The following is an 11,533-nucleotide window of genomic DNA, read 5'->3' on the forward strand; positions in this document are numbered from 1 at the left end:
TCTGCGCCGGTCAGACGCCACCGCTATCGCTACGCTTTCTCACATAAGCGGCTTCAGGCGGTGGAGCTGGATCGAGCTTGAGCGCCGCCTGCTGCAGGCGTTTCGATCGGGCGCCGATGATAACCTCCCGAAACGTCAGCAAGATTACAGAGATGACGAAAGGGGACAGATAATAGAGGACCCGGAACAGCAGCATGCCGCCGAGCAGTTCCTCACGGTCCATCTGCCAGAGGCCGACCAGCATGGCGGCGTCGAAGACCCCTAAGCCGCCGGGAGAATGGCTGGCGAAGCCAAGCAGCGTCGCCGAGACGAAGATGACGGCGACCACGACGAAACCGAGATTGGGCTCGTCGGGCACCAGCACGTACATGGCAAGCGCACAGAAGCCGAGATCGATGATGCCGATGGCGATCTGCAGCAGCGTCAGCGGGCCGCCCGGCAGCACCACGGTCCAGGGGCCGCGCCCGACCACCCGCGGCTGGGTCCAGACCCAGACCACGTAAGCGACCAGCGCCACGATGATCATCATCGCGACGGTGCGGTTCAACCAGGGCGGCAGCTGGTCGATCGAGGCCGCCGCCTCCGGATGATAGGAGATGCCGAGGCCGAGCACGGCGGCATTGCCGAGCCAGAAAGTGAGGCCGGCCAGGAAGCAGATTTTCGCGACGTCGATCGCGTTGAGGCCGTAGGCCGAATAGATGCGATAGCGCACGGCGCCGCCGGTGAAGACGCTGGCGCCGACATTGTGGCCGATCGAATAGCTGGTGAAGGCCGCGAGCGCGTTGATGCGATAGGGTACGTGGGATTGGCCGATCGCGCGCACGGCAAACAGATCGTAGAAGGTCAGGGTGAAATAGCCTGCGGCGACGAACAGCGCGGCCATCGCAATCTGGCGCGGCTCGGTGCTCTTGATCGCCTCGATCACCTCGTTCGTGTCGATGCCGCGCAGCATGTGGTAGAGCACATAGCAAGCGATGCCGATGACCGCGACGCTGATCACAACTCCAAGCTTATGCAGGATTTGCTTCTGGCGCAGCAACGTCATCGTCCTGCGTATGGCTTCCAGCATCTAGACCTCGAACAACACTTCAGCGGCCAGGGTGGCCGGCGAACAGGCGGACGACGCACAGGCACTCAACGAACGAGCACTCAGCGAACCCTCGCCGCCGGCTTTGGCCTCGCGCATGCCCCCCGTCCCTCCACTAGCGCGTTTCGGGGCGGAGTGGAATTCGCCAATGTGAACAAAATCACGTGCCTTCAATATTTTAGGCAGGCTTGCGAGCTCATGATGCACGGTTTGGCGCTTTCGGCGGCAAGGCTTGAGGCGAATCTCCATGGCAATCTGCGCAGTCGCCGTGAAGTTTTGATGATTTCGACCGGACAATGTTCCGTCGCGCTTTAAGTCGAAATCAATCTATGGACCGCGTGCGCCTGTTAAAAGAGGGGCCGCTGCGTCGGCAGGGGCTGCGCGGCACACGATGATGTGGCCGACGCCTCGCTCCGGGTCATCGCGTTGCACTGCGACATCACAGACGTCATCGCGGCCGCCCCGCCAAGGCAGCCGCGACGAGCATGTTGCTCAGAAGTAGCGTTCGCCTCAGGCCGCAAGCTGCGGGCGCATCGCTTCGATGCCGGCGATCCAGCCGGCGACAGAGCGGCCAATCGCCTCAGGGTGATCCTCCTGGAGGAAGTGCAGCCCGCCGCCGAGGCGAACCAGCGCGCAGTTCTTCAACGAGGCCGCAAATGGCGCGGCAAATTCCGGTGCGACCAGAGCCCCGGGCTCACCCGTGAACAGAAGCTTGGGATAGGACGACACGGCCAGCGCCGCGTGCGCGGATTCGAGCGCCGCATAGACGTCGGCTGGCTCGCCGGCGATCGGCAATTCGCGTGGAAGCGCAAGCACGGGACGGCGACTCTCCGGCGTCGGGAATGGCGCACGATAGGGTGCCATCTCCGCGTCGCTCAGCTTGCGCACGATGCCGCCGGGCAGGACGCGCTCGACGAACGCATTTGCCTCGAGGATCATCGCTTCGCCCTCACCTGGCGTCCTGAATTTGCGGAAGACCGCGCGTGCCGCCTCGGCGTGGTCCTGCTCTTCCGCGACCTCGGTGTGGTGGAAGTCCTGCCAGGTCGGCATTGGACGGATGAATTCCATGAAGGCGAGGCCGCGCACGAAATCCGGCCGGCGCGCGGCGAGATGAAATGCGAGCGCCGTGCCCCAGTCCTGCGCGACGAGATAGGCCGATCTGATACCGCGCGCTTCGATGAAGGCATCGAGATAGCGGACAAGATCGAAGAAGCGGTAGGCGATATCGGGCTTGTCGGACTGACCGAAGCCGATGTTGTCGGGCGCGATGCAATGCGCGACCGGTGCCACCAGCGGCAGGATATTGCGCCAGATATGCGAGGAGGTCGGATTGCCGTGGAGGAACAGCGCGACGGGCGCGCCCTCCGCGCCGGTCTCGCGATAGGCCATGTGGCTTCCGAGGACGGACGCTTTGCGAATCTCGATGTCGATCGGCTTGGTCATGTCGGCTCCTTGAACACGGTTTGGAATGCGATGGTCTTGAAGCGTTCGAGCGCCTTGGGATTGCGGTCGACTTTCATGCGCAGGATTGCGCCCTGCCAGGACGCGAGCAGGAAGTCGGCAAGCTCATCGGGCTCGAAATCGGAGGCGATCTCGCCGCGCTCTTGCGCATCCCTGATGCAGGCGGCGAATGGGGTGCGCCATTCGGCAAAGATCGCCGAGAGACGCGCGCGCAGCAGTTCGCTGCTGCCCGACGCCTCAAGGCTGAGATCGCCGATCAGGCAGCCGCGACCATAGCCGTCGGCCTCGAGCCTTCCGGTGATGATGTCGAGATAGCGCCGCAGGCGCGCGCGCGGCGTCAGCGAAGTGTCCTCGAGCGCTTCGGCGACCAGGCCGCGGGTGACATCGAAATAGCGGTCGAGCACTTCGGAAGCGAAGGCCTCCTTGGAGCGGAAATGGTTGGTGAAGGATCCCTGCGGCGCGCCCGCCGCAGCGGTGACGTCGCGCACGCTGGTGCCGTGATAGCCGGTCCGGAACATGACCTTGAGGCCGGCGTCGAGGATGGCGTCTTTGAGCGATGGTTTGGGCATGCGCGAAATAATACGCACGTACGTATTGACGTCAAGCACTAACCTGTTGCTGCGGCAATCTCCCTGCCGGTCAGTCAGTTACTGCATTTTTGGAGCACGGATCAGGCCGCAGGCTGGCTGCGCGAGACCACCCAATAGCGCAGCCAGGCGCCGATGGTGCAGCCACCGAGATAGCAGGCGAACATGACGAGGCCGAGGTCGAGCCAATAGCCGAAGCGGCCCGGCACCGCATGCGCGAACGAGGCCGCGACCAGGCCCGCGACGAGCACAGCGAGCCAGCGCGCCGTCACCTTCGAGGTGCCGTTGCCGCGCTGGACCACCGAGATCCAGCCCATGCAGAAGCCCAGCAGCACCGAGCCGATCAGCCAGCCCATATGGAACGAGACGAGATAGGGCATGATCACCTCACCAGAAATTCGATGCGGCGGTTCTGCGCCTTGCCGTCGTCGGTGTCGTTGCCGGCGACAGGCTGCGTGCTGCCATAGCCGACCGCGGTGAAACGGTCCGCGGGCAGCCCGGCCTTGACCAGATAGTCGATCACCGCCTGCGCGCGCTTCTCCGAGAGCGCCTGGTTGAACGAGTCCTCGCCATCGGCATCGGTGTGGCCGGCGACCTCGATATTGGTGGTGGGGCAGCGCAATGCCGTTTCGATCAGATGATCGAGGACGCCCGCGGAGTCAGGATCGATATCGGCACGCTTGGGCTCGAACCGGATCTTGCCCTTGGCCAGCAGCTCCGAGAACAATTGCTGGCAGACGGTGCCGTCGACCGGCCCTGCCGCGGGCTTCACCGTGATTTCGGGCTTGTACTGCCAGGCCTTTGGAAAATCCTTGCCGAGGCCGGCGCGGATGTCGTTGGCCGCGCCTTCGTACAGCGCGTCACCCGACAGCTTCACCTCGCGATCCGAGACCACGAGGGTGCCGGTCGACAGCCGCGACAGCGCACCGAGTGCTGCGATCACCGCGGTGTTGAACGAAGCAGGCGCGCCGATGCTGGCCTTGAGATTGTCGACCACCTTCTCGGTGAAGAATTTCCGCGAGGCGCTATTCGCGATCGCGGCGTGCACGGCGTTGTCGGGCACGTAGCCGGTCAGCGTCACGGTGGCGGCGACCGGATCCTTGTAGGCCTGGAAGATATAAGGCGGCGCCTTGATCTCGTTGGACGCGATCGAAAAGCCCTCAGGCAGGTTCTTCAGCGCGGCGGCGATCGCCTCGCGTCCGCCGAGGTCACGCGCCATGCCCGACAGATTGATATTGGTGTCGGAGATCGTGATCTTGCCGTCCTTCAGCTTGCCGATCTGGTCGATCAGCAACATCGCCGCCGCCTCGAAACGCGCAGGCGCGCCGCGGGCGAGACCCATCTGATCGGCGACCTCGCCGCCATTGACCTCTTTTCGCGCGGCCTCGGTGAGGCGCGCCTTCATCGAGGGCAGCGGCGCGGAGCCCGACAGGGTCACCCGCACGACGTCGCGCTCGGCGGTCCAGACGAAGGGTTTTGCTTCGGGAACAAGGCGGGTCTGGTCGTCGACCAGCCGAACGCCGGGAACCGTCTCGACCGTGGTCACGGCATCGCGGCGCCCCTCCTCGGAGAAAGCGTCCGCGGCCAAGCGGACGTCACGGCCGTCCACCGCGATTCGGGTCTTGTCCAGGACGGTATCCTTGAGCGCGGCCGAGCTGCGGGCCGACAGGTCGGCCTCGACTGGCAAGGTGTTATTCCAGGCCGCAAATCCCCACATGACGGCCAGGGGAATCAGCCCCGGCCACCACTTGCTGGCCCACCTGAAAAGCATATGCATTCGACGACCCGAACTCTGGAACCGGAGACAAAACAAACCCTTGGCAGGCTGTCAAACCGGAAATGGGGCCGTTTCCGGGGTCACCCGTGAAACAATTGGAATAACTTTTTCTTCAAGGGTGGTTCCCTACATTGGGGGCGGAATGCCCAGGGGTCGGCCAGCCGGTCATGAAACAACTGCGTAACAACGTCATTCGCGCCGGGCTGGGAGCACTCTATTTCAGCGGCGCGCATCACCTGCTGCGTCCGCTGCTGTCGGGCGTCGGCGCCATTTTCATGCTGCACCATGTTCGGCCGGCCCGTGAGGGCGCGTTTCAGCCGAACCGGCATCTCGAGGTGACCCCCGACTTCCTGCGCGCGACCCTGTGCCATTTGCGCTCGCGCGAGATCGACATCGTCAGCATGGACGAGCTGCACGAACGGCTGGTTCAGGGCCGGTTCGAGCGCCGCTTCGCCGCCTTCACCTTCGACGACGGTTATCGCGACAACCGGGATCATGCCCTGCCGGTGCTGCGCGAATTTGATGCGCCCGCGACCGTCTATGTCACCAGCGACTTCGCCGAAGGCATGGGACGGCTGTGGTGGACCGCGCTGGAAGCCGTCATCGCCAAGGCCGAGCAGGTCGACGTCACAATCGGTCAATCCGGGCTGCGGCTCGATGCAAGCTCGCCGGCCGCCAAGCAGGCGACGTTCGATCGCCTGCACGACTGGCTGCGCGCGCTGCCGGGCGAATACGATCTGAAGCGCGAGATCGAGGCCCTCTGCATCGCGCACGGTGTCGACATGGAAGCGCTGTGCCGAGACCTTTGCCTGTCCTGGGGCGAGGTGAAGCGGCTCGCGGCCGATCCGCTTGTCACGATCGGTGCGCACACCATCAGCCATTGCAATCTCGCCAAGCAAAGCGAGGAGGCCGCCACGCAGGAGATGGCGGTGAGCCGCGCGCGGATCGAGCATGCGCTGGAGCGCGAGGTGCGGCACCTCGCCTACCCCTATGGTGACCGCGAAGCGGCGGGGACGCGCGAATTCGCGTTGGCCGCATCGGCCGGCTTCAAGACCGCGGTGACAACACGACCCGGCATGCTGTTCGCCGAGAACGCCGATCACATGACCGCATTGCCGCGCGTTTCGCTCAACGGAAATTACCAGGACGCGCGCATCCTGCCGGTGCTGACCTCTGGCGCCGCGACCGCGATGTGGAACGGTTTTCGCCGGTTTGCGGCGGCCTGACCGTCGTCCCGGCGAAAGCCGGGACCCATACCGCGTGATTTTTCGATTGCGGTTGATATTAATCCCGAACGACCAGCCTTCGCCAAACACCTCCCTGTGGCTATGGGTCCCGGCCCCCGTGCGCAATTGCGCACTAGGCCGGGACGACACTGAGTTGGCTGAACGGCTGACGCACTACACTCCACCGTTCCTTGACTCCCCACGCCGCGACGCTCAAAACGTCGCCAACTCAAGGGAGGTGTCATGTCCAACGATCTGTTTTCGCTCAAAGGCCGTATCGCACTGGTCACCGGCGGCTCACGCGGCATCGGCAAGATGATCGCGGCGGGATTCCTCGGTGCCGGCGCTGCGAAGGTCTACATCACCGCGCGCAAGGCCGGGCCCTGCGAAGCCACCGCGAAAGAGCTCTCGGCGCAATATAATGGAGATTGCATCGCGCTGCCGATCGACATCTCGACCATCGAAGGCTGCAACAAGCTCGCCGGCGAAATCATCAAGCTGGAGCCGAAGCTCGACATTCTCGTCAACAATGCCGGCGCGGCCTGGGGCGCGGAATTCGACGAATTCCCCGAGAGCGGCTGGGACAAGGTGATGGACCTCAACGTCAAGTCGCTGTTCTTCCTGACCAAGGCTTTGGCCATGCCGTTGCGCGCGGCGGCCTCGCGCGAGCGCCCGGCGAAGGTGATCAACATCGCCTCGGTCGACGGCATCTTCGTCAATCCCAGCGAGACCTATTCCTATGCCGCGAGCAAGGCCGCCGTGATCCACCTGACGCGGCGCATGGCAACGAAGCTGATCAAGGACAACATCAACGTCACCGCGATCGCGCCGGGCGCGTTCAAGTCCGACATGAACCGCGCCGCGCGCGATCATGCGGACGAAGTGGCCAAGCGCATTCCATCGCGGCGCATCGGCACCGACGAGGACATGGCGGGCGTTGCGATCTATCTCGCTTCGCGTGCGGGGGATTACGTAGTGGGCAACACCATCGCGGTCGATGGCGGCGTGGTGTATGCGAATGCCGGGCTGGAGATCGCTGGGTAGAGGACGCAGACGTGTCAAGGTCCTGGTGTCGTCCCGGCGAAGGCCGGGACCCATACCGCGGAATCTATCGCTAGCGATCGGCAGGTGTACCGAACGACCAATCTTCGCCAAACCATGCCCTGTGGTTATGGGTCCCGGCCTTCGCCGGGACGACAGCGGAGTTTTTGGCGCGAGCGTTCGCTCCTGACGTTTACGACTCGATCTTCACGTACTCGAAATCGCCCGGCTTGTTGTCGATGCCGACCTTCGGCGGCGAGATCCAGGAGGCGAACTTGCCGGTTTCGGTGACGGGCTGCATCAAGGAGGTGATGAAGTCGCCGTCGCTGGTCGAGGGCAGCCAATCGTCCTTGCGCTTGGCCCAGGTGGCATCGTCGATCAGGATGCCGTCGGGCGTCGCGTGCACGTCCTTGAACTCGCCGATATGGCGGTGGAAGGCGACGTTCGGCAGCGTCAGCCTGAAATCGTAGCCGGCGGTCGAGATCACCTTGTTCCAGCGCAGCATGCCCTTGACGCAATCCTGGCTGTAATCGTCGCGCAGGCGCATGTTGAGCGCGGTCAACGCCGGCTCGTCGACCAGCTTGATCTCGCCGTTGATGAGCTTCAGCACCGGATAGGTCGAATTCTTCAGCTGATGATCGTCGTCGATCTGGGTCTCGTGGTAGCGGCCCTTGATGCCGGCGTTGAAGGCGTTGGCCGCGTTGGTCGAGACTTCCGAACCGAACAGGTCGAGCGACAGCGTGTAGTGCAGGTTCAGCTTCTTCTGGATGGTCGGAAGATCAATGACGCCCAGCGCGCGGACCTTCGCGATGTCGGTCGGGTCGGTGATGCCGGCCGCCTTCATCGCATCGCAGGTGCGCTGCACGACGCGGGTGATGCCGGTCTCGCCGACGAACATGTGGTGCGCTTCCTCCGTGAGCATGAAGCGGCAGGTGCGCGACAAGGGATCGAAGCCCGATTGCGCCAGCGAATGCAGCTGCATCTTGCCGTCGCGGTCGGTGAAATAGGTGAACATGAAGAAGGACAGCCAGTCCGGCGTCGCCTCGTTGAAGGCACCCAGCATGCGCGGCGCATCGGCATCGCCGGAACGCCGGCGGAGCAAATCGTCAGCTTCTTCGCGTCCGTCGCGGCCAAAATATTTCTGCAGCAGATAGACCATCGCCCAGAGATGGCGGCCTTCCTCGACGTTGACCTGGAACAGATTGCGCATGTCGTAGAGCGAGGGCGCGGTCTTGCCGAGATGGCGCTGCTGCTCGACCGAGGCCGGCTCGGTGTCGCCCTGGATCACGATCAGGCGGCGCAGCATGGCGCGATGCTCGCCCGGGACTTCCTGCCAGGCCGGCTCACCATAATGCTCGCCGAACGGGACGACGCGATTTTCTTCCTGGGGAGCAAGGAGAATGCCCCAGCGATATTCGGGCATGCGGACGTAATCGAACTTGGCCCAGCCGCGCGGATCGACCGAATAGGCGGTGCGCAAATAGACCAGCGATTCCTGGAAGCCTTCCGGCCCCATGTCGCTCCACCAATCCATGTAGCCGGGATGCCAGCCTTCCAGCGCCTTCAGCACCTGGCGGTCTTCGGCGAGATTGACGTTGTTCGGAATCTTGGTCGAGTAGTCGACGTTCATGATGTTCATGTTCATGGCCGTGCTCTCCTTAAACCCGCGTCATATCGAATTTCGGCTTCTGGCCGCTGCCGTAGCGGCGCAGCGCGCCTTCCTCGCCGACGGCGTTGGGGCGCTGGAAGATCCAGTTCTGCCAGGCGGTGAGGCGGGCGAATATCTTTGATTCCATGGTCTCGGGACCGACGAAGCGCAGGCTGGCTTCCATGCCGGTGAGGCTGTCGGGCGAGAAGCTGGCGCGCTCCTCCAGGAACACGCGGACCTCGTCGTCCCAGTCGATGTCGTCGAGCGCGAAGGTGACGAGACCGAGCTCTTCGGCCTGCTCGGCGTCAAGCGCAGTGCCGAGCGTGGCTTCGGCGCGCTCGACGTCAGCCGGATCAGCCTGGAAGCGCGACTCCAGCCGCGTCAGGCCGTGGCTCATCGGATAGGGACCGAAATTCATCGCCGACAATTCGATCGACGGCGGCGGCTGATTGTCGCCCTGGCGCGTGCCGATCAGCATGTAGGAGCGGTCGGCGGCGAAGACGAGCTCGGCGAGCGTGCCGGCAAAGCAGGACCCCGGCTCGACCAGCGTCACCAGCGTGCGCGAGGTGACGTCGACGCGCTTGAGCACGCGCTTCCAGTAGTGCCTGATCTCGTTGACCAGCCAGTGCGCCTTGTTGGCTTCGAGGAAGGCGTCGGACGCGAGCACATGGGCACGGTCGCCGTGGCTCTTGAACACGAGCATCGCGGTCTCGAGCTCGTTGATGCGCAAATGCAGGATGGCATCGTCGAGTTCGCGCGCGACTTGCAAAGGCCAGAACGAGGCGCCCTGCGCCATCATGCCGTCGATGTCGGCAGGCGGCGCGGCCTCCGGCGCCTTGATCGAGATGGTGGCGATGCGCGCGGCGCGGTCGATGTCGACCGTGACAAAGCCATATCGAATGCTGGTCTCGTCGATCACGCGATTGAGCGGCGTCAGCACGATGCCCTTGCCGCTGCCGGCGCGCTTCGAGGCCGCCGCAAACTCCTTGGCACGCTCGGCGATCCTGGCCTCGAGCTTGGAGTTTGGCGCGATCTCGTCGACGAGGCGCCATTGCACGGCGCGCTTGCCCTTCACGCCTTCCTCGATGGTGCAGAAGAAATCGGCGTGGTCGCGGCGCACCTTGCGCTTGTCGACGACGCGGGTGAGGCCGCCGGTGCCCGGCAGCACCGCGAGCAGCGGCACTTCGGGCAGCGCCACGGCGGAGGCGCCGTCGTCGGCGAGGATGATGTGGTCGGTCGCGAGCGCCAGCTCATAGCCGCCGCCGGCGGCCGAGCCGTTCACCACGGTGATGAAGCGCTGGCCGGAATTCTCGGAGGAATCTTCCATGCCGTTGCGGGTTTCGTTGGTGAACTTGCAGAAGTTCACCTTGTGGGCATGGGTCGAGCCCGCGAGCATGCGAATGTTGGCGCCGGCGCAGAACACGCGGTTCTTGGCCGAGCGCATCACCACGACCTTCACCTCGGGATGCTCGAAGCGCAGCCGCTGCACGGCGTCGGCGAGCTCGATGTCGACGCCGAGATCGTAGGAATTGAGCTTGAGCAAATAGCCCTCGAACAGGCCGCCGTTCTCGTCGACATCCATGGTGAGCGTCGCCACGTCACCCTCGACCGCCAGCTTCCAATGCTTGTAGCGGGACGGTTCGGTCTGGAAATCGATGAATGTCGCGCCGCCTGCGAGGCGCCGTTCTTCCCCGGCCATGGGCCACCCTTGAGCTCGTCGTGGTTTTAGCGTTAGATGCACAATAGTGCATCTTCCTTCATACGTCCAGCCCGAATCTGGGCCATATATGCACTTTGCTTCATCCTGACGACAATTCGCAAAGCCCCCCGGGGATCATGCCGCTTGAAGCCCGCGATCATCGCGCAGGGCGGCCTTTGCGAATTGCTCGATCGCCTCCAGCGTCACCCCCGGCGCTTCACGATGCGGCGAATGCCCGGCACCCGGAATGATTTTCAGGTCGACCGGGCAGTAACACTCCTCCTGGGCGATCTCGACCTGGCGCAGCGTCCCGTATTGGTCATCGGCGCCTTGCACCACCATGACCGGCACGCGGATGTAGGCCAGATATTCCGAGATGTCCCAGTCGCGGAATTTCGGATCGAGCCAGGCACCGTTCCAGCCGTAGAAGGCGTTGTCGACGTCCTTGTGCCAGCGCGCGAGCTTCGACCTGAGGTCCGTGGTCTCATACGTCGTCTTGATCGCGGCGATGGATTTGATCGAGATGTCCTCGACGATGAAGTGCGGCGCGATCAGTGCGATGCCTTGCAGGCGATGGTCCTGATGTGAACCGGCATAGATGGTGGCGATGGAGGCACCATCGGAATGGCCGAGCAGGAGGCCGCGCCTGAAGCCGATCATGTCGAGCAGCTTCGGCAGCACGTCCAGCGCCTCGCGCTGCATGTAGTCGAGCGGACGTGGCAGCGCGACCGGAGACGACTGGCCATAGCCCGCGCGCGAATAGGCGAAGATGCCAGCGCCGGTGGCTTGCTGAAGCTTCTGGGGGAAGTCACCCCAAAGGCCGACGGAGCCGAGCCCTTCGTGCAGCATGACGATGGTGGGCGCGTCGGAGGCCTTCGGCGCCAGCCAGACGTATTCGAGGCTGGCGCTGCCGATGCTGAGGAAGCCGGTGGGTGTGAGGTTGGTCATGCTGTCGTTTCCATTCATTCCGTCATTCCGGACCACTCGCAGAGCGAGTTGATCCGGAA

General features: G+C 64.0%; 10 protein-coding genes. 2 read left to right on the top strand and 8 right to left on the bottom strand.

Annotated features, from left to right (window positions below; all coding sequences use genetic code 11):
- Positions 1 to 10 precede the first annotated feature (10 nt).
- The 5 genes from ACNJX9_RS38070 to ACNJX9_RS38090 form a co-directional block, all read right to left on the bottom strand.
- Complete coding sequence (locus ACNJX9_RS38070) at positions 11 to 1,069, bottom strand: lysylphosphatidylglycerol synthase domain-containing protein (RefSeq protein ID WP_057745175.1); 1,059 nt, start codon at positions 1,067 to 1,069, stop codon at positions 11 to 13.
- A 528-nt stretch (positions 1,070 to 1,597) separates the two neighbouring features.
- The gene (locus ACNJX9_RS38075; protein ID WP_439407205.1) at positions 1,598 to 2,530 is read right to left on the bottom strand and encodes a haloalkane dehalogenase; all 933 of its coding nucleotides are present in this window, start codon (positions 2,528 to 2,530) and stop codon (positions 1,598 to 1,600) included.
- On the bottom strand, positions 2,527 to 3,117 hold the full coding sequence (locus tag ACNJX9_RS38080; RefSeq protein ID WP_220004104.1) for a TetR/AcrR family transcriptional regulator: 591 nt from the start codon (positions 3,115 to 3,117) through the stop codon (positions 2,527 to 2,529). Before ACNJX9_RS38080 ends, ACNJX9_RS38075 begins: the two co-directional genes overlap by 4 nt.
- A 101-nt stretch (positions 3,118 to 3,218) precedes the next feature.
- Positions 3,219 to 3,515, bottom strand: a complete 297-nt coding sequence (locus tag ACNJX9_RS38085; protein ID WP_057745164.1) for a hypothetical protein — start codon at positions 3,513 to 3,515, stop codon at positions 3,219 to 3,221.
- 2 nt (positions 3,516 to 3,517) lie between these two features.
- On the bottom strand, positions 3,518 to 4,912 hold the full coding sequence (locus ACNJX9_RS38090) for an OmpA family protein (protein ID WP_439407206.1): 1,395 nt from the start codon (positions 4,910 to 4,912) through the stop codon (positions 3,518 to 3,520).
- Positions 4,913 to 5,079: 167 nt separating this feature from the next.
- Here ACNJX9_RS38090 and ACNJX9_RS38095 point away from each other — a divergent pair, with 167 nt between their 5' ends.
- The gene (locus tag ACNJX9_RS38095; protein WP_439407208.1) at positions 5,080 to 6,138 is read left to right on the top strand and encodes a polysaccharide deacetylase family protein; all 1,059 of its coding nucleotides are present in this window, start codon (positions 5,080 to 5,082) and stop codon (positions 6,136 to 6,138) included.
- Between the two features lie 243 nt (positions 6,139 to 6,381).
- Positions 6,382 to 7,182 carry an SDR family oxidoreductase gene (locus tag ACNJX9_RS38100; RefSeq protein ID WP_439407210.1) on the top strand — a complete coding sequence of 267 codons (801 nt, stop codon included), beginning with the start codon at positions 6,382 to 6,384 and terminating at the stop codon, positions 7,180 to 7,182.
- A gap of 190 nt (positions 7,183 to 7,372) precedes the next feature.
- Here the strand turns inward: ACNJX9_RS38100 and boxB are convergent, their stop codons facing one another.
- The 3 genes from boxB to ACNJX9_RS38115 form a co-directional block, all read right to left on the bottom strand.
- Positions 7,373 to 8,824 carry a benzoyl-CoA 2,3-epoxidase subunit BoxB gene (boxB, locus tag ACNJX9_RS38105; RefSeq protein WP_439407212.1) on the bottom strand — a complete coding sequence of 484 codons (1,452 nt, stop codon included), beginning with the start codon at positions 8,822 to 8,824 and terminating at the stop codon, positions 7,373 to 7,375.
- A gap of 13 nt (positions 8,825 to 8,837) precedes the next feature.
- The gene (gene boxC, locus ACNJX9_RS38110) at positions 8,838 to 10,526 is read right to left on the bottom strand and encodes a 2,3-epoxybenzoyl-CoA dihydrolase (RefSeq protein ID WP_439407214.1); all 1,689 of its coding nucleotides are present in this window, start codon (positions 10,524 to 10,526) and stop codon (positions 8,838 to 8,840) included.
- Between the two features lie 135 nt (positions 10,527 to 10,661).
- The gene (locus tag ACNJX9_RS38115; protein WP_439407216.1) at positions 10,662 to 11,474 is read right to left on the bottom strand and encodes an alpha/beta fold hydrolase; all 813 of its coding nucleotides are present in this window, start codon (positions 11,472 to 11,474) and stop codon (positions 10,662 to 10,664) included.
- Positions 11,475 to 11,533: the final 59 nt, after the last annotated feature.

The organism is Bradyrhizobium sp. BLXBL-03, from assembly GCF_051853015.1.
Classification (GTDB): Bacteria; Pseudomonadota; Alphaproteobacteria; order Rhizobiales; family Xanthobacteraceae; genus Bradyrhizobium; species Bradyrhizobium manausense.

Bases quoted from the DNA above. Each gene is read 5' to 3' on its own strand.
- boxB (WP_439407212.1), bottom strand. From the start codon at position 8,824: ATGAACATGAACATCATGAACGTCGACTACTCGACCAAGATTCCGAAC.
- ACNJX9_RS38100 (WP_439407210.1), top strand. From the start codon at position 6,382: ATGTCCAACGATCTGTTTTCGCTCAAAGGCCGTATCGCACTGGTCACC.
- ACNJX9_RS38090 (WP_439407206.1), bottom strand. From the start codon at position 4,912: ATGCATATGCTTTTCAGGTGGGCCAGCAAGTGGTGGCCGGGGCTGATT.
- ACNJX9_RS38085 (WP_057745164.1), bottom strand. From the start codon at position 3,515: ATGCCCTATCTCGTCTCGTTCCATATGGGCTGGCTGATCGGCTCGGTG.
- ACNJX9_RS38095 (WP_439407208.1), top strand. From the start codon at position 5,080: ATGAAACAACTGCGTAACAACGTCATTCGCGCCGGGCTGGGAGCACTC.
- ACNJX9_RS38115 (WP_439407216.1), bottom strand. From the start codon at position 11,474: ATGACCAACCTCACACCCACCGGCTTCCTCAGCATCGGCAGCGCCAGC.
- ACNJX9_RS38070 (WP_057745175.1), bottom strand. From the start codon at position 1,069: ATGCTGGAAGCCATACGCAGGACGATGACGTTGCTGCGCCAGAAGCAA.
- boxC (WP_439407214.1), bottom strand. From the start codon at position 10,526: ATGGCCGGGGAAGAACGGCGCCTCGCAGGCGGCGCGACATTCATCGAT.
- ACNJX9_RS38075 (WP_439407205.1), bottom strand. From the start codon at position 2,530: ATGACCAAGCCGATCGACATCGAGATTCGCAAAGCGTCCGTCCTCGGA.
- ACNJX9_RS38080 (WP_220004104.1), bottom strand. From the start codon at position 3,117: ATGCCCAAACCATCGCTCAAAGACGCCATCCTCGACGCCGGCCTCAAG.